The 20,120-nt window shown below is 69.2% G+C and carries 21 protein-coding genes; 14 read left to right on the top strand and 7 right to left on the bottom strand.

What is annotated here, in order from left to right; genetic code table 11:
• The first annotated feature begins 81 nt into the window (after positions 1 to 81).
• The 6 genes from Pka01_RS38685 to Pka01_RS38660 all read left to right on the top strand — a co-directional run bounded on the left by Pka01_RS38685 (position 82) and on the right by Pka01_RS38660 (position 6,874).
• Complete coding sequence (locus Pka01_RS38685; protein ID WP_239116205.1) at positions 82 to 723, top strand: B3/B4 domain-containing protein; 642 nt, start codon at positions 82 to 84, stop codon at positions 721 to 723.
• Positions 724 to 1,008: 285 nt separating this feature from the next.
• Positions 1,009 to 4,713, top strand: a complete 3,705-nt coding sequence (locus Pka01_RS38680; RefSeq protein WP_203887976.1) for a multifunctional oxoglutarate decarboxylase/oxoglutarate dehydrogenase thiamine pyrophosphate-binding subunit/dihydrolipoyllysine-residue succinyltransferase subunit — start codon at positions 1,009 to 1,011, stop codon at positions 4,711 to 4,713.
• 72 nt (positions 4,714 to 4,785) lie between these two features.
• Positions 4,786 to 4,959, top strand: coding sequence for a DUF6104 family protein (locus Pka01_RS38675; RefSeq protein ID WP_203887975.1), 174 nt, complete (start codon positions 4,786 to 4,788; stop codon positions 4,957 to 4,959).
• Between the two features lie 137 nt (positions 4,960 to 5,096).
• Complete coding sequence (locus Pka01_RS38670; protein ID WP_203887974.1) at positions 5,097 to 5,918, top strand: DUF4097 family beta strand repeat-containing protein; 822 nt, start codon at positions 5,097 to 5,099, stop codon at positions 5,916 to 5,918.
• Positions 5,915 to 6,706 carry a PadR family transcriptional regulator gene (locus Pka01_RS38665; RefSeq protein ID WP_203887973.1) on the top strand — a complete coding sequence of 264 codons (792 nt, stop codon included), beginning with the start codon at positions 5,915 to 5,917 and terminating at the stop codon, positions 6,704 to 6,706. Before Pka01_RS38670 ends, Pka01_RS38665 begins: the two co-directional genes overlap by 4 nt.
• A gap of 27 nt (positions 6,707 to 6,733) precedes the next feature.
• The gene (locus Pka01_RS38660) at positions 6,734 to 6,874 is read left to right on the top strand and encodes a hypothetical protein (RefSeq protein WP_203887972.1); all 141 of its coding nucleotides are present in this window, start codon (positions 6,734 to 6,736) and stop codon (positions 6,872 to 6,874) included.
• A gap of 39 nt (positions 6,875 to 6,913) precedes the next feature.
• Here Pka01_RS38660 and Pka01_RS38655 read toward each other — a convergent pair whose 3' ends face one another.
• From Pka01_RS38655 to Pka01_RS38640, 4 genes are all read right to left on the bottom strand, one after another.
• The gene (locus Pka01_RS38655) at positions 6,914 to 7,876 is read right to left on the bottom strand and encodes a zinc-binding dehydrogenase (RefSeq protein WP_203887971.1); all 963 of its coding nucleotides are present in this window, start codon (positions 7,874 to 7,876) and stop codon (positions 6,914 to 6,916) included.
• Positions 7,877 to 7,932: 56 nt separating this feature from the next.
• Positions 7,933 to 8,565 carry an SSI family serine proteinase inhibitor gene (locus Pka01_RS38650; RefSeq protein WP_203887970.1) on the bottom strand — a complete coding sequence of 211 codons (633 nt, stop codon included), beginning with the start codon at positions 8,563 to 8,565 and terminating at the stop codon, positions 7,933 to 7,935.
• A 150-nt stretch (positions 8,566 to 8,715) separates the two neighbouring features.
• Positions 8,716 to 10,068, bottom strand: a complete 1,353-nt coding sequence (locus Pka01_RS38645; RefSeq protein ID WP_203887969.1) for an NsdA family TPR-like regulatory protein — start codon at positions 10,066 to 10,068, stop codon at positions 8,716 to 8,718.
• Between the two features lie 324 nt (positions 10,069 to 10,392).
• The gene (locus Pka01_RS38640; protein WP_239116202.1) at positions 10,393 to 11,556 is read right to left on the bottom strand and encodes an NAD(P)-dependent malic enzyme; all 1,164 of its coding nucleotides are present in this window, start codon (positions 11,554 to 11,556) and stop codon (positions 10,393 to 10,395) included.
• A gap of 290 nt (positions 11,557 to 11,846) precedes the next feature.
• On the opposite strand from Pka01_RS38640, the gene Pka01_RS38635 reads away from it, so the two are divergent.
• A complete protein-coding gene (locus Pka01_RS38635) occupies positions 11,847 to 12,389 on the top strand; it encodes a CGNR zinc finger domain-containing protein (protein WP_203887967.1) in 543 nt (180 codons plus the stop codon).
• Here the strand turns inward: Pka01_RS38635 and Pka01_RS38630 are convergent.
• Positions 12,347 to 12,658, bottom strand: coding sequence for a S24 family peptidase (locus Pka01_RS38630; protein ID WP_203887966.1), 312 nt, complete (start codon positions 12,656 to 12,658; stop codon positions 12,347 to 12,349). The genes Pka01_RS38635 and Pka01_RS38630 overlap by 43 nt on opposite strands.
• 80 nt (positions 12,659 to 12,738) lie before the next feature.
• Between Pka01_RS38630 and sodN the strand changes: the two genes are divergently transcribed.
• The 3 genes from sodN to Pka01_RS38615 all read left to right on the top strand — a co-directional run bounded on the left by sodN (position 12,739) and on the right by Pka01_RS38615 (position 14,589).
• Positions 12,739 to 13,143, top strand: coding sequence for a superoxide dismutase, Ni (sodN, locus tag Pka01_RS38625; protein WP_203887965.1), 405 nt, complete (start codon positions 12,739 to 12,741; stop codon positions 13,141 to 13,143).
• Between the two features lie 223 nt (positions 13,144 to 13,366).
• Positions 13,367 to 13,792 (top strand): ATP-binding protein, encoded by a 426-nt coding sequence (locus Pka01_RS38620; RefSeq protein ID WP_203887964.1) that lies wholly within the window; start codon positions 13,367 to 13,369, stop codon positions 13,790 to 13,792.
• A 17-nt stretch (positions 13,793 to 13,809) separates the two neighbouring features.
• Complete coding sequence (locus Pka01_RS38615) at positions 13,810 to 14,589, top strand: RNA polymerase sigma factor SigF (RefSeq protein ID WP_203887992.1); 780 nt, start codon at positions 13,810 to 13,812, stop codon at positions 14,587 to 14,589.
• Positions 14,590 to 14,601: 12 nt separating this feature from the next.
• Here Pka01_RS38615 and Pka01_RS38610 read toward each other — a convergent pair whose 3' ends face one another.
• Positions 14,602 to 15,027 (bottom strand): hypothetical protein, encoded by a 426-nt coding sequence (locus Pka01_RS38610; RefSeq protein WP_239116200.1) that lies wholly within the window; start codon positions 15,025 to 15,027, stop codon positions 14,602 to 14,604.
• A gap of 108 nt (positions 15,028 to 15,135) precedes the next feature.
• On the opposite strand from Pka01_RS38610, the gene Pka01_RS38605 reads away from it, so the two are divergent.
• On the top strand, positions 15,136 to 16,128 hold the full coding sequence (locus tag Pka01_RS38605) for a diacylglycerol/lipid kinase family protein (RefSeq protein WP_203887962.1): 993 nt from the start codon (positions 15,136 to 15,138) through the stop codon (positions 16,126 to 16,128).
• Between the two features lie 287 nt (positions 16,129 to 16,415).
• Positions 16,416 to 16,670 carry a WhiB family transcriptional regulator gene (locus Pka01_RS38600; protein WP_203887961.1) on the top strand — a complete coding sequence of 85 codons (255 nt, stop codon included), beginning with the start codon at positions 16,416 to 16,418 and terminating at the stop codon, positions 16,668 to 16,670.
• A gap of 12 nt (positions 16,671 to 16,682) precedes the next feature.
• Here Pka01_RS38600 and Pka01_RS38595 read toward each other — a convergent pair whose 3' ends face one another.
• Positions 16,683 to 18,173, bottom strand: coding sequence for a PAS domain-containing sensor histidine kinase (locus Pka01_RS38595; RefSeq protein WP_203887960.1), 1,491 nt, complete (start codon positions 18,171 to 18,173; stop codon positions 16,683 to 16,685).
• Positions 18,174 to 18,241: 68 nt separating this feature from the next.
• On the opposite strand from Pka01_RS38595, the gene Pka01_RS38590 reads away from it, so the two are divergent.
• Entirely contained in the window at positions 18,242 to 19,393 is a 1,152-nt protein-coding gene (locus Pka01_RS38590; RefSeq protein ID WP_203887959.1) for an 8-amino-7-oxononanoate synthase, read from the top strand.
• Complete coding sequence (locus Pka01_RS38585; RefSeq protein ID WP_203887958.1) at positions 19,390 to 20,118, top strand: GntR family transcriptional regulator; 729 nt, start codon at positions 19,390 to 19,392, stop codon at positions 20,116 to 20,118. The genes Pka01_RS38590 and Pka01_RS38585 overlap by 4 nt, the downstream gene beginning before the upstream one ends.
• Positions 20,119 to 20,120 lie beyond the last annotated feature (2 nt).

Raw genomic sequence — 20,120 nt, 5'->3', positions numbered from 1 at the left:
AGCCTAACTTCGCAAAGATAAGTTTGCAAACTTTTGTTTGCGATGAGCGGACAACACCGCCCCGCCCCTAGGCTGGGCCGCGTGATCGAGGAAATCCGGATTGACGAGGCGGTCCGACGACTGCGTCCCGACTTCGCCGTGCTCGCCATCTGCGCCTACGGCCTGGCCAACGGCCCGACCGACGACAGGTCGCGCGAATGGCTGGCTGCCGCGGCGGCCGACGCCGTACCGACCGACCACGAGAAGGTCGAGGCGTGGCGCACGGCCTACCGCGCCTTCGGCGCCAAGCCGCAGCGGACCCGGCCGTCCGTCGACGCCCTCGTCCGCCGGATGCCCCTCCCGGAGATCAACCTGGTCGTCGACGCCTACAACGCCGTGTCCGTACGGCACGGCCTGCCGATCGGCGGCGAGGACCTGCGCCGCTACGACGGCGCCGCGCGTCTCGTCCGCGCCGCCGGCGACGAACCGTCCGAGGAGGCGCTCGGCGAGCCGGAGATCGGCGAAGTGATCTGGCGGGACGACACGGGCGTCACCTGCCGGAGGTGGAACTGGCGGCAGTGCGTCCGCACCCGGATCACCGAGGAGACCGTGGACGCCCTGTTCCTTCTCGAACGGCTGGAGCCGCTGTCCTCCGACGAACTGGCCGCGGCCGGAGACGAGCTCACGGCCCTGCTCACCGCCATCACGCCGGCGGTACGGATCGAGCGACGGCTGATCGACTGAATGTCCGGGACGACCGGCCCGCGCGAAACATCACGTTCGGGAGGGCCGGATCCCGGGGCCATGCAATCATTTCGGTCGAAAACACCCGTCCCGGCTGAGACATGACCATTCAGTAAGCACTGCCTCACCACCCAGACGGACTACTCGCGCCTGACCTCTTTGATCGATCCTGGGACGATGAGCCAGGACCTGGCCCCGACGGGCGCACCACACCGTCCAGGGCGAGTAGCCTTGGACCGGTTCTAAAACAACAACGCCCATCTGCGGAAGAAGGCGATTTCCGCCGTGTCGTCTGAGTCGTCGCGGACAAACCCACTGGCAAGCTTCGGACAAAACGAATGGCTTGTCGACGAGCTATATCAGAAGTACCTAGAGGATCCCGAGTCAGTGGACAAGGCCTGGTGGCACTTCTTCGCTGACTACAACGGGACGGGAAAGGCCTCAGCCACCGCTGCCGCGCCTTCCCAGGCTCCTGCCGCGAACGGAACGGCCGCGGCCACCCCAGCGCCTCCCACCCCGACTCCTCCCGCGCCACAGGCGGCTCCTGCCGCACCAGCGAAGGCCGCTCCGGTACCGACGAAGGCCGCTCCGGCTGAGAAGCCGAAGAGCGCCACGCCCGTCCCGGCCGGCGCGACCGAGGAGAAGATCAGGGGCGCGGCGGCCCGCACGGCCCTCAACATGGAAGCCTCGCTGACGGTGCCGACGGCGACGAGCGTGCGCGCGGTTCCCGCGAAGCTGCTGGTCGACAACCGGATCGTCATCAACAACCACCTGTCGCGCGGCCGTGGCGGCAAGATCTCCTTCACCCACGTGATCGGCTACGCCATCGTCCGGGCGCTCCAGGCGATGCCGGACATGAACCACTCCTACACGGAGGTGGACGGCAAGCCGACCCTGGTCAAGCCCGAGCACGTCGGGCTCGGCCTGGCCATCGACGTCCAGAAGAGCGACGGCACCCGTCAGCTCCTGGTGCCGTCGATCAAGGCCGCGGAGACGCTGGACTTCCGCCAGTTCTGGGTGGCCTACGAGGACATCGTCCGCAAGGCCCGCGCAGGAAAGCTCGGCGTGGACGACTTCCAGGGCACCACGATCTCGCTGACCAACCCCGGCACCATCGGCACGGTGCACTCGGTGCCGCGCCTGATGCCCGGCCAGGGCACGATCATCGGCGTCGGGGCGATGGAATACCCGGCGGAGTACCAGGGCGCCTCCGCCGAGACGCTCTCGCGCCTGGCGATCAGCAAGGTCATGACGCTGACCTCCACCTACGACCACCGGATCATCCAGGGCGCCCAGTCGGGCGACTTCCTGCGCCGGATCCACGAGCTCCTGCTCGGCGCCGACGGTTTCTACGACGAGATCTTCGAGTCGCTGCGCATCCCCTACGAGCCGGTCCGCTGGGTCCCGGACATCTCGGCCACTCACGACGACGACGTGGCCAAGTCCGCCCGCGTGCTCGAGCTCATCCACGCGTACCGGGTGCGCGGCCACCTCATGGCCGACACCGACCCGCTGGACTACCACCAGCGCAAGCACCCCGACCTCGACATAAAGTCCCACGGCCTGACCCTGTGGGACCTCGAGCGGGAGTTCGCGACCGGCGGCTTCGGCGGCCGGCCGCTGATGAAGCTGCGCGACATCCTGGGCGTCCTGCGCGACTCGTACTGCCGGACCGTCGGCATCGAGTACATGCACATCCAGAACCCCGAGGAGCGGGCCTGGATCCAGGCGCGGGTGGAGAAGCCGCACGCCAAGTCCGACCGCGAGGAGCAGCTCTACATCCTGCGGCGGCTCAACACGGCCGAGGCGTTCGAGACCTTCCTGCAGACCAAGTACGTCGGCCAGAAGCGCTTCTCCCTCGAAGGCGGCGAGTCGCTGATCCCGCTGCTCGACTCGGTGATCAGCGAGGCGGCCAAGGAGAAGCTCGACGAGGTCGTCATCGGCATGGCGCACCGGGGCCGGCTCAACGTGCTGGCCAACACCGTGGGCAAGTCCTACGGACAGGTGTTCGGCGAGTTCGAGGGCAACATCGACCCGCGCAGCGCGCACGGCTCCGGCGACGTGAAGTACCACCTGGGCGCGAGCGGCGACTTCGTGGCGCCCGACGGCTCCAAGATCGCCACTTCGGTGGTGGCCAACCCGTCGCACCTGGAGGCCGTCGACCCCGTCCTCGAGGGCGTGGTCCGGGCCAAGCAGGACCTGCTCGAGCGCGGCGAGGAGGGCTTCACCGTCCTGCCCGTGCTCGTCCACGGTGACGCGGCCTTCGCCGGCCAGGGCGTGGTCGCCGAGACCCTGCACCTGTCCCAGCTGCGCGGCTACCGCACCGGCGGCACCGTCCACATCGTGGTCAACAACCAGGTCGGCTTCACGACGAGCCCGGCGAGCTCCCGCTCCTCGGTCTACGCGACGGACGTCGCCCGGATGATCCAGGCGCCGATCTTCCACGTGAACGGCGACGACCCCGAGGCCGTCGTCCGCGTCGGCCGGCTGGCCTACGAGTACCGCAAGTCATTCCTCAAGGACGTCGTCATCGACCTCGTCTGCTACCGCCGCCGCGGGCACAACGAGACCGACAACCCGGCGTTCACCCAGCCGCTGATGTACGACCTCATCGACGCGAAGCGGTCCACCCGCAAGCTCTTCACCGAGGCGCTCATCGGCCGGGGCGACATCACGGTCGAGGAGGCCGAGCAGGCCCTGCGCGACTACCAGGAGCAGCTCGAGCGGGCCTTCACCGAGACCCGCGAGGCCACCAAGCGGCCGCTCGAGCCGGGCGCGGTCGTCGCGCCGGAGCCCGACGAGCTGATCCCGTGGTCGCACGAGGACACGGCGTCGGCGATCTCGGACGAGACGGTCAAGCGGGTCATCGAGACCCAGCTCAGCCTGCCCGAGGGCTTCACCGTCCACCCGCGCCTCGCGCCGGTGCTGCAGCGGCGGGGCGCCATGGTCGCCGACAACACCATCGACTGGGCGACCGGGGAGGCGCTGGCCTTCGGCTCGCTGCTCATCGACGGTCACCCGGTGCGGCTGGTCGGCCAGGACTCCCGCCGAGGCACGTTCGGCCAGCGGCACGCCGTGATCGTCGACCGGGTGACCGGCGAGGAGCACACCCCGCTCAAGGCCTTCAACCACGGCACCACGAAGTTCTACGTCTACGACTCGCTGCTCAGCGAGTTCGCCGCGATGGGCTTCGAGTACGGCTACAGCGTGGTCAGGCCGGACGCCCTGGTGGCCTGGGAGGCCCAGTTCGGCGACTTCGCCAACGGCGCCCAGTCGATCATCGACGAGTTCATCTCGTCGGGTGAGCAGAAGTGGGGCCAGCGCTCGTCGGTCGTGCTGCTGCTGCCGCACGGCTACGAGGGTCAGGGCCCTGATCACTCCTCCGCCCGCATCGAGCGCTACCTGCAGATGTGCGCGCTGGACAACATGACGGTCGCCCAGCCGAGCACGCCGGCGAACTACTTCCACCTGCTGCGCTGGCAGGTGCTGTCCAGCCGGCGCAAGCCGCTGATCGTGTTCACGCCCAAGTCGCTGCTGCGCCTCAAGGCCGCGGCGTCGGCGACGGCGGAGTTCACCTCCGGCTCCTTCCAGCCGGTCATCGGCGACAACACGGTGGTCCCGTCGGCCGTCCGCAAGGTCGTGATCTCCTCGGGCAGGATCTACTACGACCTGCTGGCCGCCCGGACCAAGGCCGAGCGGAACGACGTGGCGCTGGTCCGCCTGGAGCGGATCTACCCGTTCCCGGAGAACCCGCTCAAGGCCGAGCTGGCCAGGTACGGCAGCGACATCGAGGTCATCTGGGCTCAGGACGAGCCGGTCAACATGGGCCCGTGGCCGTACCTTGCGCTCAAGACGACCGAGCGGCCCGACCTGCTCGGGGGTCACACCCTGCGCCGGGTCTCCCGCACGCCCAACTCCTCGCCGGCCACCGGCTCCCACTCCAAGCACGACAGCGAGCTGGGCAGCATGGTCGACGACATCTTCGGCTAGTCCGAAGGCGTACACACACGGAAGTCCCCCACGGTCCGCTGTGGGGGACTTCCCCGTAAATGGAGCACCACCATGTACTTCACGGACAGGGGCATCGAGGAACTCGTCGACCGGCGCGGCGACGAGGAGGTCAGCGTGAGCTGGCTGGCCGAGCGGCTGCGCGAGTTCGTCGACCTCAACCCCGAGTTCGAGATCCCCGTGGAACGGCTGGCCACGTGGCTGGCCCGGCTCGACGAGGACGACTGACACCGACGGGCAAAACGCGATACATCTTGACTTTTCCAAGACGCGACATATCGTGTTTATAGACAGCACTGCTGCCGGCCTCTCGACGTCCCCGGCGTCCCTCGAGATCGGCGACCTCGCGTTGGAAGGGCCGAGCCATGCCCCAATGGACGATCGGGAAGCCCGAACAGCTCACGTTCGCCCCCGTCAGCCAGTTGAGCGTCCGAATCGTGGCCGGACGGCTGGCGGTGCTCGCCAGTGACGGGCCACCCAGTCTCGAGGTGACCGACATCGGCGCGCCGCCCCTGCTGGTCACCCACGAGGACGACGGCAGGCTCGTCGTCACCTATAAGGACCTGACCTGGGACGGAGTCCTCGGCTGGCTCCGCCCGGGCCCGCGGAACACGACGCTCACGCTCACCGTCCCGAAGGATTGCCCGGTGCAGGTGGGGGTCATCTCCGCCTCCGCCGTGGTGGCGGGCTTCGAAGGCCGGACGAACGTCAAGAGCGTCTCCGGCGACCTCGTCCTCGACGGCGTGAGCGGCGACGTCCACGCCGAGACCGTCTCCGGATCCGTGGAGAGCCGCGGGCTCGCGGGCGACCTGTCCTTCAACAGCATCTCCGGCGAGCTGACCGTCGCCGAGGGGGCGCCGCACCACCTGCGCGCCAACACCGTCTCCGGGAGGATCACCGCGGATCTGGAGCTCGACCCGACCTCCCATGTCACGCTGAACAGCGTGTCCGGTTCCGTGGTCGTACGGCTCCAGCAGGCGGTGGACAGCGACGTGTCCATGCGCTCGAGTTCGGGCCGCGTCGAGTCGGCCTTCCCCGAGCTCGATCATCAGAAGCGTCCGGGAGTGAGGTCGCTCTCGGGACGGCTCGGCGGTGGCATGGCCCACCTGTCGGCCAACACGGTGTCCGGCGACGTGACCCTGCTGAGCAGGCAGTCCGCCGGCACGGCGAACGAGGAGAGATCATGAGCCCGGTGTTCGGTCACGGTCGGCTCCGGCTGTACCTGCTGAAACTGCTCGAGGAGAGTCCGCGGCACGGCTATGAGGTGATCCGCCTTCTGCAGGACCGCTTCCTCGGCGTCTACTCCCCCTCTCCGGGCACGATCTATCCGCGCCTGGCCCGCCTGGAGGAGGAGGGCCTGGTCACCCATGAGGTCGTGGACGGCAAGAAGGTCTTCACCCTGACCGATCAAGGCAGGAGCGAGCTCAACGACCGGATGGACGAGCTCGCCGAACTGGAGCGGGAGATCACCGCCTCCGTCCAGGACATCGCGCGTGAGGTCAAGGAGGACGTGCGGCAGACCGTGCGGTCCCTCCGCCAGGAGCTCACCCAGATGGCCAGGGACATCGGCAACGACTCCGCACGCGAGCCCCGCGCCCCGCACTCGCACGAGTCCCGCGACGCCTGGCGGGAGCAGAAGGAGGAGTGGAAGCGGCAACGCCAGCAGGCGAAGGAGGAGTGGCGCCAGCACAAAGAGGAGTGGCGCCACCAGCGCCAGCAGTGGCGCAATGAGACCGACCGCTGGCAGCGTGAATGGCGGCGGACCTGGGAGGAGGCCTGGTCGATCACGGGCAGGTCCTTCGCCAGGCCTGGCGGCGCCGCCCAGGACGCCGAACTGGGGCGCGCGCTGGCCGACTTCATCGGACGGGTGCGCCGCGAGGCCGGCGAGGGCGTGCTCACCGACGACGCCGTCGCCCGCTGCGAAGCCATCCTCGACGAGGCTGCCGACCGGATCCGCGACGTACTGCGGCCCTGATCAGGCGTCTCGCGGAAGGAGGCGACGATGAGTCCGTACGGCTGGCGCAACCCGTTCCTCAGGCAGGCGCCTCCGCCGCGGCGCGAGGCCCCGCCGGAGGACCACCCCGATCCGCGCGACGGCGGGGGCCGTCGGCCGGACACGCTCGCCACCGGCGGCCACGAGTAGCGAACGCACAGGGGCGGCCGCGAGCGGCGAGCTGCTCGGTCACACGGTGAATACGATCTTCCCGAAGACGTCGCCGTGGTGCATCGCGGCGAACCCGTCCTCGGCCTCGGTCAGCGGGAGCACGCGGTCGATCACCGGCCGCACTCCGGTCTGCTCCAGGAAGACGGCGAGTCTGGCGAGCTGGTCCCGGGTCCCCATGGTGGACCCGATGATCGACTTCTGCAGGAAGAACACCTGGGCCAACTGCGTGGGGGCCACCATCCCGCTCGTGGCCCCGCAGGTGACGACCTTGCCGCCCGGGCGAAGCGAGCTCAGGGAGTGCGCCCAGGTCGCCTCGCCCACGGTCTCCATCACCGCGTCGACGCGTTCGGGCAGCCGGGCACCGGTCTCGAAGGCCCGGTCGGCGCCGAGTTCGAGCGCCCTGGCCCGCTTCTCCTCCGAACGGCTCGTCGCCCACATCCGGAATCCCCCGGCCCGGCCGAGCGCGATGAGGGCGGTGGCGACGCCGCCGCCAGCGCCCTGGACGAGCACCGTCGAGCCCGGCTCGAGGGCCGCCTTGTCGAAGAGCATGCGGTAGGCCGTCAGCCAGGCGGTGGGCAGGCAGGCCGCCTCTTCGAACGAGATCGCGGCGGGCTTGGGCACCACGTTCCCCGCGGGGACCGCCACCTTCTCCGCGAACGTTCCGTCGTAGGTCTCCGACAGGAGCGAGCGCTTCGGATCCAGCGTCTCGTCTCCGTTGACCGGGGTGCCGATCACCGAGTGGACGATGACCTCGTCGCCGTTCTCGTCCACGCCCGCGGCGTCGCACCCGAGGATGATGGGCAGCCGATCCTGGCTGATTCCCACCCCCTTGAGCGTCCACAGGTCGTGGTGGTTCAGCGCGGCGGCCTTGACGGTGATCGTCGTCCAGCCCTCGGGGACCGTCGGCTCGGGCCGGTCGCCCAGCGTCAGCCCTTTGAGCGGGTTATCCGGGTCTGTCTGTGTAGCGGTCACGGCGAACATGCCCGAACATTACTCTGCCCGCCCGGCGAGATCACGGCCCCCCACGGCCGGCGCGATCAGATGTCGAAGACGCTGCCCGTCGCCGAGTGCATCTCGCAGGCGTTGCCGAACGTGTGCCTGAAGTCGACGTAACGACCGTCCCAGATCCCGTGGGCGGTCACCGTGACCGGGCTGAACATCATCGGGCAGAAGGTGTTCTGGCTCGGCTTGAGCTGGGTCAGGTCGCCCCTCACCCGGTTCACGACGCCGCACGCCTCCTCATCCCGCCTGCGCAGCGGTGCGGACGACGCCGGGCAGTTCAGGACCGCGTAGCGCTCGGGCTTGGCCGTCTCTCCGTTGGCGTAGGTGAGGATCAGCGCCCGTGTGCGGTTCGCGATCGGACGGATCTTCGAGACCGGCGTGGTCGAGGCCGGAGGGAGCTTCGTGCCCGGCATATCCGGGACGAAGGGAGGCACCTTCACGGCCGGCGCCGCCGGAGGAACCGGGGGAACCTTGGCCACCGGGGCGCCCGGAAGACTCTTCGCGGCCGGAGGGACCTTCGCGGCCGAAACAGCCGGGGCAATCGGGGCGGCGGGCTTGGCCGCCGTCACGCCGGACGGTTGCGGCGGCGGTGGCAGCGTTCCGGCGAAGGCGGCCGTGGGGCCCGCGACGATGGCGGTGCCGGCCAGCAGTACAGCAAGTGTCTTCATGTCGTTCCCCCCGAATGTCGGCTGGCCGACAGCCTCTCCGGCGGACCGCCCCCGCTCAAGCCTCCACTCCGCCCGCTTGGGTAAATCTGGCAACTCGTTAACCCCCCAACCAGGCGAAAGCGGACTACCCCGGTTGCCCGCCCAGGGAGGTCAGACGGGGACACCGTTGCGGGCGAGCAGGTCCGCCACCTGCGGCTCCCCCGCGTACGGCTCAAGCCGTTTGCGTAAGTCGTCCACGTACGACCTGGTCCGTACAGACTGGAGGCTCCTGGCGAGATCGAAGGCGGAGCCGGCGGCTAGGCACGCCTCCTCCAGCTCGCCCTGCTGCACCAGCGCCGACGCCAGGAGCGAGAGGTTGAACATGCGGCCACGCACGAACCGCCCGTCCATCCGCAGCGACCGCCGGGCATGCCGTACGGCGGCCGCCCCGTCGCCGAGGTCGCGGAGGCAGTGAGCCGACTTGGCCGCGAGATAGGCCTCGTCGAAGTAGGAGATCCATCGGGGCTCGTCCTGCGGCGAACGCCGGTCGAAGGCCTTCTCGGCCTGGTGGAGCGAGGCGGCGCACGACGGACCATCGCCGAGCTGGGCGAACGCGTGCGCCTCCTGCACGTGGGCCTCGGCCAGCAGGGAGAAGATCCCCGACCGGGTGGCCGCCATCGTGGCCGCCCGCGCGAGATCGAGACCGTGCCGGGGCTGCCCGATGTAGAGAGCCTGATGGCTCAACCCCGCGAGGATCTCCCCGCCGAGGCCGTGATCCCCCGCGCCGCGGGCCAGCCCGAGCGCCTGGATCAGGTACCGCTGAGCCAGGCCGTGCTGTTCGAGGTCGTAGGCCATCCAGCCGGCGAGCCTGGTGAGCTCGGCCGCCGCGGTGGCGAGCGCCCTCCCGGTTGCGTCGCCGTACGAGCCGTCACGCAGGAGAGGCGTAACCGCCGTATCCAGATATTTCACGACCGGTCCACGAATGCTGCCACCACCGAACCGGTTGTCCAGTTCGCTGAACGAACGGGTGACCTCATGGATCGCGGTCACGTCGGAGACGCCCACCTTGCGCGGGCCGTTCGCGGAGAGCCGGTCCTGGGCCGGGACCGTCAGCCAGCGGGCGATCCCGGCGGAACCCGCTCCCAGAGCGAAGGTGGAATCGAGCAGGAACCTGCGCCGCTCGACGTCGGCCTTCCACAGTGCTGTCACGCCTGCCACACCCTCCTCCCACGAATGGGGGAACTCCTGTCCGAGATCGAGAGGGACTGCTCCGCGTGGCATGCCGATGTCCTCCGCGGACACCGGCCTCCCGAGCCGCAGCGAAAAGATCTCCGCCAGGAGGCTCGGCACCGGATCGCGCGGGCGCTGACCACCCACCCAGCGCAGCACCGAACCATGGTCATATCTCATCCCGGTCAGCCCGCGGGCGGAGCCGAGATCGTTCAGCCGGCCGGCCAGCGCCTTGCGGGACAGGCCCGCCTCGGCCAGGTGCTGCTGGAGCAGCCGGTTGGGTTCGCGTCGCATCGCTCTCCTCACCCAGGACAGGCATAGCCGATAGGTAACGGAGAGCTCTCTTTATAGCACGTAGCGTGAAACCCCCAAGGGATTCCCAAGTTTCCCCGGGCCTTCCAGACGAAAAGCCTCGAGTCGGAACACGCATCAGGCGATGCATGATCACGACTCGAGGCTTCACAGGTGGGGCCGCACGCGCACGAATCCGCGCATGATCACGAACGAGGTCTTCGCAGGTGGCGCCGTACACCCCCGAACGTGTGCATGATCACGGCGCGAGGAGGCGCAGGTGACTGGGCACACGCCCGAAGGGGTGCATGATCACGGGGGAAGGGGTTATGCGCGGGCGACGCCGTCGAGGCGGGCTTGGGCGGAGACCGCCGCGGCCACGGCGGGGGCGACCCGGTCGTCGAACGGCGAGGGGATGACGTACTCCTCGGAAACCGCGTCCCCCACCACGTCGGCGAGCGCCGTCGCGGCCGCCACCTTCATGTTCTCCGTGATCGTCCGAGCCCGTACGTCGAGCGCCCCGCGGAAGACGCCGGGGAAGGCGAGCACGTTGTTGATCTGGTTCGGGAAGTCGGAACGGCCGGTCGCGACGACCCTGGCGTGGCGGGCCGCCACCGACGGCTCGATCTCGGGGGTCGGGTTGGACAGCGCGAAGACCATCGCCTCGGGCGCCATCGCCGCCACGGCGGCCTCGGAGACCGTCGAGCCCGACAGGCCGATGAACACGTCGGCGCCCGTGAGGGCCTGCTCGGTCGAGCCGGTCAGGCCGAGCTTGTTGGTCTCGCGGGCGAGCGCCTCCTTGACCGGGTGCAGGTTCTCGCGCCCGGAGTGCACGATGCCCTTGGAGTCGCTGACCGCGATGTCGCCGATGCCGGCGTTGAGCAGGATCCGGGTCACGGCGACACCCGAGGCGCCGGCGCCTGCGACCACCGCCCGGAGATCGCCCAGCGGCCTGCCGGTGAGGCGGGCCGCGTTCCGCAGGGCGGCCAGCACGACGATCGCGGTGCCGTGCTGGTCGTCGTGGAAGACGGGGACGGCGAGCGCCTCGCGCAGCCGGTCCTCGACCTCGAAGCACCGCGGCGCGCTGATGTCCTCGAGGTTGATGCCGCCGAACGACGGCGCGAGCCTGGTCACGGTCTCGACCAGGGCGTCCACATCGGTGCAGTCGAGGCAGATCGGGACGGCGTCGACGCCGGCGAACTGCTTGAACAGCAACGCCTTGCCCTCCATCACGGGCATGGCGGCCGAGGGCCCGATGTCGCCGAGCCCGAGCACCGCCGTGCCGTCGGAGACCACGGCGACGACGTTGGAGACCCAGGTGTAGTCGTTGGCCAGTTCGGGGTTGTCGGCGATCGCCGAGCAGACGCGGGCGACACCCGGCGTGTAGGCGAGCGACAGGTCGTCCGCGTCGCGGACCGGAACGGTGGAGCGGACCTCCAGCTTGCCTCCGCGATGGAGCGCGAAGGCCGGATCCAGATCCAGCGATGCCAAGGAAACAGGTGAGACGGTCACAGCGACCCCAGTGTCGAAAGGACGAGTTCCTTCTAGACGCCGCAAGAGAACGAAAGCCCAGGCTTCGGTAGCCGCCGGAGGCCGTCGTCGTTGACGGTCGTCTCTTGAGGGGGTACGGGGGTCACCCGTTTTCCGATTGTGCCACACGCCTGGGAGCCGAAGGATCGGGATGAGGAAGAGATCATCCGTGACCTGGGGAGTTCCGTGCGAACCCCTGCCGTGTAATACTCGATGAACGGAGTCGTCCCTTACATCCCTAGGTCGTCCCAGTGGACCTGACGTCATATGCAGAACTGGCCGTCCTCCTGGTCAACCGCACCGAGGACCTGAACAGTCTCGACACGCTGCGCGCCCTCCTGGAGGAGACCGGCCGGACCGAGTCGGCCGCCCGCGTCACGCGGCGGGACCTCGACGCCCTGCGTGAACTGCGCGAAGAACTCAGGGGCGTGTTCGAGTCCGCGGCCGCGGGCGACGAGGCGGACGTGGTCGAGCGGCTCAACGGCCTTCTCGTCCGCCATCCCGTGCATCCGCAGATCTCCGGCCACGACGGGCAGGCCTGGCACATGCACCTGACGGAGGGCGGCCGGGTCGCCGACGCCCTCGCCGTCGGGTCGGTCATGGGCCTCGCCAGCGTGGTCACGAGCCTCGGCGCCGACCGACTGGGCATCTGCCAGGCCACGCCGTGCCGCAACGCCTATCTGGACACGTCCTCCAACCGGTCCCGGCGCTACTGCTCGGAGCGGTGCGCGAGCCGGGCCAACGTCGCGGCCTACCGCGCCCGCCAGAACAAGCGCAACGGCCAGGGCCAGTAGCGCGCGACGACCCGGCCCACGACGTCATCGGCGGGGACGGCGCCGAAGTTCCAGCTGTCCTGTCGCCCTGGGGCCCGCTGGTTGTCGCTCTCCACCCACCAGCCCTCGTCCGTGAGCCGGAAGGCCCGCTTGACGATCAGGCCGTGCGGCCGCCTGGCGACCACGACATCTCCCGGCCTGATCGCGGCGCCCCGCCGTACCAGGAGCCAGTCTCCGGGGCGCAGTGCGGGGATCATCGAGTCCCCCGTGACACGGACGGCTGTGATCACATCCCCCTCCACGGACTAGTTGTTTCCGGTACGAGTAAGGTCGGGCTTGGACAGTGCTGCATTCCTACGGAAGGATTCAGATGCTCGCACGACTGCTGCGGCCCAAGCACGAGGCGTCCGCCCACTGCGACCTGCCGTGCGGGGTCTACGACCCGGCCCAGGCCCGCATCGAGGCCGAGTCCGTCAAGGCGATCATGAAGAAGTACGCCGACAGTGACGACCCGGTCTTCAGGACCCGCGCCCTCATCATCAAGGAACAGCGCGCCGAACTGGTGAAGCATCACCTGTGGGTGCTGTGGACCGACTACTTCAAGCCCCCGCACCTGGAGCAGTACCCGCAGCTTCACCAGCTGTTCTGGGACGCGACCAAGCTCGCCGGCGCGGCCGGCGGCAAGGGAACGGTCGACCCCGCGCAGGCCGACGAGCTTCTCGCGAAGATCGACGAAATCGCCAAGATCTTCTGGGAGACGAAGGCGGCCGCCTGAGCCAGGCGATCACCAGGCCCCGCACGGTCGTTCGACCGCGCGGGGCCTGATCATTTCCGGGCCCAGGTGAGGCTCCGGTCACGGGCAGAGAAACCCCAGGGAATTTACGAGGAGTTACCCCCAAGATCACCACAATCGGCGCGTCCGAGCGAAGCAACATGGAGTGAGTGGCGGTAAGTTGCAGACAACGGCACTGCGCCGGCTCGAATGGGCGAGGAGGAACGTGACCGAGGAAACCGAGACGCCTGCGGTGGATGTGACCGGGATCCGGGACGCTGTGAGCGTTCGACTGCCCGCCGTGAGCGCCTATCTGTCTGTGCTGCGCACGGCCACGGCCGGGCTCGCGGCGCGGCTCGACTTCACCCTGGACCAGATCGAGGATCTCCGCATCGCGGTCGACGAGGCGTGCGCCATGCTTCTGCGGCATGCGGTGCCGGGCACCGATCTCCGGGCCGAGTTCGAGCTCACGGGACAGGAGATGACGGTCCGTGTGGAGGTCGACACGGTCGGAGTCAGCAGCCCCAAGCGAGACGACTTCGCCTGGATGGTGCTGACCGCCCTGGCCGACGATGTGGACGCCATCTCCGATCATCCCGATCACATGGCGATCATGCTGCGCAAGCGGCGAGGCGCGGCGAGGCCGGCGTGACCGAAAGGACCCGTGCCATGGCCTCCGGCGACTCGGCGGTTCCCGACCGCGTGCGGGCTCGCACGCTGTTCGGCGAGCTGTCGGAGTTGCCGGCAGACGACCCGCGGCGGCAGCGTATCCGCGACGAGCTCGTGGAGCTGCACCTGCCGCTGGTGGAGTACCTCGCCCGGCGCTTCCGCAACCGCGGCGAGTGGCTCGACGACCTCACGCAGGTCGCCACGATCGGCCTCATCAAGTCGATCGACCGGTTCGACCTGGCTCGTGGCGTCGAGTTCTCCACCTATGCGACGCCGACGATCGTCGGTGAGATCAAGCGTCACTTCCGCGACAAGGGCTGGGCCGTCCGGGTGCCGCGCCGCCTGCAGGAGCTCAAGCTCTCGCTGACGAAGGCGATAAGCGAGCTGTCCCAACGGGAGAGCCGCGCGCCCACGGTCGCCGAGCTCGCCGCGCACCTGCAGATGACCGAGGAAGAGGTGCTGGAGGGCCTGGAGTCGGCGAACGCCTACTCGACGGTCTCCCTCGACGCCCCCGACTCGGGTGACGACGACGCGCCCGCCGTGTCCGACTCGCTGGGCATCGTCGACGAGTCGCTCGAGGGCGTCGAGTATCGCGAGTCCCTGAAGCCGCTGCTTGAGCGCCTGCCTCCGCGGGAGAAGCGCATCCTGCTGCTCCGCTTCTTCGGGAACATGACCCAGTCGCAGATCGCGACCGAGCTGGGCATCTCGCAGATGCACGTCTCCCGCCTGCTGGCCAGGACCCTGGCCCAGCTGCGCGAAGGCCTGACCGCCGAAGACTAGAGGGCCGCGGGATCAGCCCCGCGGCCCCTGGGAATCCTCCGGGGAGCCCTCTTCGCCCATCAGTGCCTGCGTCGACGGCGGCGCAAGCAGTGCGACCAGTGCGATCACCGCCAGGACGACGAGCGGCCAGCCGTACATGTGCTGGCCGGCGCCGATCAGGGAGATCGCCACCGGCACGATGAAAATCTGGGTCACCACGCCCGGCCCCCTGCTCCAGCGCAGCGCCTGCCACACGCCCCAGGCCACCCAGAGCAGGGCCAGGCCGAGCAGCACGCCGAACGCCGCGACGATCAGGGCGCTGATCAGATCAGCGGGCCGGCCGACCACGGTCTCGACGCCGACGTAGCCTCCGAGTACCAGGGCGAACACGCCCTCGGCGGCCAGTACGGCCGCCGCGACGGTCAGGGTCGCCGGGCGACCGGCGGTGTGGCTGATCACAGTGCCCAACCCTACCCGTACGGCCATTCGGCCCGATCGGGGCGTCGTCGCCGCGTACGTGCGGGAAGTCCCCGGCGGGGGCGGCAAAACGTCGTCTAACCTTCAGGCATGCGGGCTCTTCTCGTCATCAATCCGAAGGCGACCTCCACGAACCAGCGCACCCGGGACGTGCTCATCCGTGCGCTCGGAGCAGCCGTGGATCTTTCCGTCGAGGAGACCGCCTACCGGGGCCATGCGGCCGTACTCGCGGGCGAGGCTCACGCCAAGGGATTCGACGCGGTCGCCGTCCTCGGCGGCGACGGCACGATCAACGAGACCGTCAACGGAATGCTCGACGGCCAGCCCGGCGAGGATGCGAGCCGCCGCCCCCGTCTCATCGTCATCCCCGGCGGCAGCGCCAACGTCTTCGCCCGCGCGCTCGGCCTGCCCAACGACCCGGTCGAGGCGACCGGCGCCGTGCTCGAGGCGCTCCGCGACGGGCGCAGCCGGACCATCGGGCTCGGCCAGGCGATCTGGCATGACGAGGCGGCGGGGCTGGATCCCGGCCCCACAGGCTCAGCCGAGCACCGCATGTCGCGATATTTCACCTTCTGTGCGGGGCTCGGGTACGACGCGGAGGTCGTCAGAGCGGTTGAGGGCCTGCGCAGCGCGGGCTACCGGGCACGCCCGACCCTCTACGTGAACACCGCGGTGCGGCACTTCTTCGTGACCGACCGCCGCCACCCCGCCCTGCGGCTGGTACGGCCACGCGTGCCCGACACTCCTGGGATCTTCCTGGCGATCGTCTCCAACGTCTCGCCCTGGACCTACGCGGGGTCCCGTCCGATCACCCCGACGCCGTGGGCCGGCTTCGAGACGGGGCTCGACGTGCTCGGGCTGCGGAAGCTGGGACTGCCCTCGTTCCTCTCCTTCGTCCGGCAGATCGTCGGAGACCACTCGGGATTACCAAGGGGTAAGCACCTCGTTCAAGTCCATGACGAACAAAAGTTCACGTTGGTGGCGGCCCGTCCGGTCGCCTTCCAACTCGACGGCGACTACCTGGGAGAACGTGAATGGGTGGAATTCCGGTCCATCCCGGACGCATTACAAGTCCTGGTCTAGCCTGTCACATGTAGTCATAGTGTGACGCATCCGACAGCCATGCCGGGCAAAACCTTGTCCCAAACCTCTTGTGTGGTCTAGTCCCGGCTGAAAAGCTGAAGTACGACGTCGGAACGTAGGACCTTTACGGAAGCCACAGCTTCCCTCAAGGACTCCGGCGATCATGTGGACAAGCCCGGCCCGAACCTCAGCGCCGGGCAAGTCCACGCATTAGCTAGTGAAAGTGTTCACAAAGTTTCGACGGCCAGCGGAGCCACGAGGCTCCACTTGACGAAGGAGTGGAACGCATGGACTGGCGCCACCGCGCTGCCTGCCGTGACGTGGATCCGGAGCTGTTCTTCCCCATCGGGAACACGGGTCCCGCGCTGATGCAGATCGAAGAGGCCAAGCAGGTGTGCCGGCAGTGCTCGGTCACCGAGTCATGCCTCAAGTGGGCTCTGGAGTCCGGCCAGGACGCCGGTGTCTGGGGCGGACTCAGCGAGGACGAGCGACGCGCCCTCAAGCGCCGTACCGCTCGCGCTCGTGCCCGGGCCGGCGTCTGACCGGCCGCCTGATCACCGAGGACTTCCAGCCTCGCCCCTGATTTCGGGCTGCACTGGAATGCTCAGGATGACCTCGGTACCCCCGCCTTTCCTTCGTTCGACGGCCAGGCGGCCCGACAGCTCGCCGACGACCAGCGTGCGCACGATCTGCAGCCCCAGACTGCCGGTCGCCTCGAGGTCGAAATCCGGCGGCAGGCCCTTCCCGTCGTCCGCCACCACCACCTCCAGCCGGTCGGAATCGCGATGTGCGATCACCTGCACATTCCCCGACTTGTGCGAGAAACCGTGCTCAACGGCATTCTGCAACAGCTCTGTGAGGACCATCGCGATCGGGGTGGCCACAGCGGCGGGCAGCACCCCGAAACTCCCGATCCGCCGAGGCAGCACGTGGGCCAGTGACACCTCCGCCGTCATCGTGATGACCCGGTCCGCGATGTCGTCGAACTCGACCATCTCCTCGGGCATCTGCGCGAGGATCTCGTGGACGATCGCGATCGAGCCGACCCGCCGGACCGCCTCGTTGAGGGCCTCCTGACCCTCCGGGTTGTTGAGCCGGCGCGCCTGGAGCCGCAGCAACGCCGCCACCGTCTGCAGGTTGTTCTTGACGCGGTGATGGATCTCGCGGATCGTGGCGTCCTTGGTCAGCAGCTCGCGCTCCCGCCGCCGCAGCTCGGTCACGTCGCGGATCAGCACGAGGGCGCCGATCCGTCCCCCACCTACGATCAGCGGGATCGCCCGCAACTGGACCACCGTGCCGCCGTGCTCCACCTCGGTCTCCCGGGGCTCCTTGCCACTGGCGACGAGCATCAGGTCCTCGTTGATCGGCTCGTCCGAGTAGCACAGGTCGGCGGTCGTCTTCCCGAGGTCCGCGCCGACGAGGTCGGCGTGGAGGCCGAGACGCCGGTAGGCCGACAGCGCGTTCGGGGAGGCGTAGGTCACCCGTCCTGCCCGGTCGAGGCGCAGCAGGCCGTCGCCCACGCGCGGCGAGCGGACCAGAAGCGGCTCCTCCTCCTTGAAGGGGAACCGGCCCTCGGCGACCATCTGGGCGAGGTCTGAGGCGCTCTGCAGGTAGGTCAGCTCCAGCCGGGACGGCGTGCGGGCCGACGACAGGTTCGTCGAGCGCTGGATGACCCCGATGAAGTGGCCGCCGCGGCCCCGCCGTACCGGGATGGTCTCCTCCCTGACCGGCACACCGCTGGACCAGTCGGGGTCGCCCTCCCTGCAGATCCGGTGCTCGGTCCACGCGATGTCGATCAGCGGCCGCTCCCCCTTGCCGGAGATCGCGCCCACGACGTCGTCGTGGTACACGGTGGGCCCGGTCGTCGGCCGCATCTGCGCCACCGCCACCCAACCGGAACCGTCCCTGTGCGGGATCCACAGGATCAGGTCGGCGAAGGACAGGTCGGCGAGCAGCTGCCAGTCGGAGACCAGAGAGTGGATCCAGTCGAGGTCGGCTGGTTCGAGCGCGGTGTGACGGCACACCAGGTCGCTGAGAGTCGGCACGTGTGCATGATGCGACGTGAAGCGGCCTGAAAGCGAATCGACCTCTGTCACCTGGCAGTATGCACTCCATGACGCGACCGCTCGACAGATTGCGCATGGCCGCCGCCGAGCGGGAGACCGCGGGCCTGCGGCGGGTCCTGCGTCCGCGGACCCCCGATCACGACGGCCTGCTGGACCTGGCCTCCAACGACTACCTGGGCCTTTCCAGGGACGAGCGCCTGGTGGAGGCCTCCGTGCGGGCGACCCGCGAATGGGGCACGGGCTCGACCGGCTCACGGCTGGTCACGGGGACGACCCGGCTTCACGCCGATCTGGAGGAGCGGCTGGCCGCCTTCACCCAGGCCGACCGCGCCCTCGTCTTCTCCTCTGGATATCTCGCCAACCTGGGCGCGGTCGCCGCTTTGGCGCGGGGCGGGCTCGTGGTCTCGGACTCCGGCAACCACGCCTCGATCGTCGACGCCTGCCGCCTGTCGCGGTCGCGGGTGGAGGTGACCCCCCACGGGGACGCCGACGCCGTCGCCAAGGTCCTCTCCGAGCGCTCGGAGGAGCACGCGATCATCGTGACCGACGCCGTCTTCTCCGTCGACGGCGACCTCGCGCCGCTGCGCCGCCTCCACGCCCTGGCCGTACGGCACGGCGCGTTCCTGATCGTGGACGAGGCGCACGCGCTGGGCGTCGTCGGCGATCAGGGCCGAGGAGCGGTTCACGAAGCGGGCCTTTCGGGGGATTCTCATATTGTGAGAACTGTCACGCTCTCCAAGTCGCTGGGGTCCCAGGGAGGCGCCGTGCTGGGGGCCACCGAAGTGATCGAGACGCTCGTCGACACAGGCCGTTCGTTCATCTTCGACACCGGCCTCGCTCCCGCCTGCGCGGGAGCGGCGCTGGCCGCGCTCGACATCCTCGAAGAGTCGCCCGACCTGCCCCGACAGGCACGGTCCCGGGCCCGCGCCCTGGCCGGCATGGCCCGGGAGGCCGGGCTGGAGACCAGCGAACCCGCTGCGGCGGTCGTCCCCGTGGTGCTCGGCTCGCCGCACCTCGCGCTCGCGGCGGCGAACCTGTGTGCGGAACGCGGCATACGCGTGGGATGCTTCCGTCCACCATCGGTTCCCCGTGGCCGGTCCAGCCTCAGGTTGACCGCCAGGGCCGATCTGAGGTCCGATGATCTCGCGGCGGTCAGGGGCGCGCTCACCGCTGTGGCCGAACTGAAGGTGGACACGTGACGGAGCACAGCGAGGACTCTCCCAGGGTTCCCAAGTACTACGACGTCAAGCGGAACCTGCTGGAGCTCACCAAGAGCCTGCCCCCCGGCAGCGCCCTGCCGCCGGAGCGGACCCTCGCCGTGCGTTTCGAGACCTCAAGGACGACGGTCCGCCAGGCTCTGTCCGAGCTCGTGGTCGAGGGCCGGCTGCTGCGGATCCAGGGCAAGGGCACGTTCGTCGCCCAGCCCAAGGTGGCCCAGGTCCTCCAGCTCACGTCGTACACCGGCGATCTGCGGACGGTCGGCCTCGAGCCCGACACCAAGATCCTCGACATCAGCTACGTCACGGCCGACGAGGCCCTGGGTCGGCGGCTCGCGATCAACCCGGGCGGCCGCGTGCTGCGGGTCCACCGCCTGCGGCTGGCCAACGGAGAGCCGATGTCGATCGACACGACCCACCTGTCCGCGCGGCGCTTCCCGCGCCTCCGGCGCGAGCTCGAAGGCCACTCCTCGCTCTACGAGACGCTCCACACCGCGTACAACGTGCGGCTCACCGACGCCGAGGAGGTCATCGAGACGGTGCTCGCCACGCCGTACGACGCGCAGATCCTCGGCGTGGACGTCGGCCTGCCGATGCTCATGCTGACCCGGCACGCCTTCGACGCGGACGGTAACCCGGTCGAGTTCGCCCAGTCCCTCTACCGGGGCGACCGCTACAAGTTCGTGACGCGCCTCAGGCGGCCGTAGGT

The sequence above is a fragment of the Planotetraspora kaengkrachanensis genome (assembly GCF_016862895.1).
Taxonomy (GTDB): Bacteria; Actinomycetota; Actinomycetes; order Streptosporangiales; family Streptosporangiaceae; genus Planotetraspora; species Planotetraspora kaengkrachanensis.
Note: the sequence above shows the minus strand (reverse complement) of the source record. Positions and strands in the feature narration are given on the sequence as shown.

Coding starts and splice junctions, on each gene's coding strand:
- Pka01_RS38675 (WP_203887975.1), top strand. CDS start 4,786: ATGTACTTCACGGACAGGGGCATCGAGGAACTCGTCGACCGGCGCGGC.
- Pka01_RS38670 (WP_203887974.1), top strand. CDS start 5,097: ATGCCCCAATGGACGATCGGGAAGCCCGAACAGCTCACGTTCGCCCCC.
- Pka01_RS38665 (WP_203887973.1), top strand. CDS start 5,915: ATGAGCCCGGTGTTCGGTCACGGTCGGCTCCGGCTGTACCTGCTGAAA.
- Pka01_RS38660 (WP_203887972.1), top strand. CDS start 6,734: ATGAGTCCGTACGGCTGGCGCAACCCGTTCCTCAGGCAGGCGCCTCCG.
- Pka01_RS38655 (WP_203887971.1), bottom strand. CDS start 7,876: ATGTTCGCCGTGACCGCTACACAGACAGACCCGGATAACCCGCTCAAA.
- Pka01_RS38650 (WP_203887970.1), bottom strand. CDS start 8,565: ATGAAGACACTTGCTGTACTGCTGGCCGGCACCGCCATCGTCGCGGGC.
- Pka01_RS38645 (WP_203887969.1), bottom strand. CDS start 10,068: ATGCGACGCGAACCCAACCGGCTGCTCCAGCAGCACCTGGCCGAGGCG.
- sodN (WP_203887965.1), top strand. CDS start 12,739: ATGCTCGCACGACTGCTGCGGCCCAAGCACGAGGCGTCCGCCCACTGC.
- Pka01_RS38615 (WP_203887992.1), top strand. CDS start 13,810: ATGGCCTCCGGCGACTCGGCGGTTCCCGACCGCGTGCGGGCTCGCACG.
- Pka01_RS38605 (WP_203887962.1), top strand. CDS start 15,136: ATGCGGGCTCTTCTCGTCATCAATCCGAAGGCGACCTCCACGAACCAG.
- Pka01_RS38600 (WP_203887961.1), top strand. CDS start 16,416: ATGGACTGGCGCCACCGCGCTGCCTGCCGTGACGTGGATCCGGAGCTG.
- Pka01_RS38590 (WP_203887959.1), top strand. CDS start 18,242: ATGACGCGACCGCTCGACAGATTGCGCATGGCCGCCGCCGAGCGGGAG.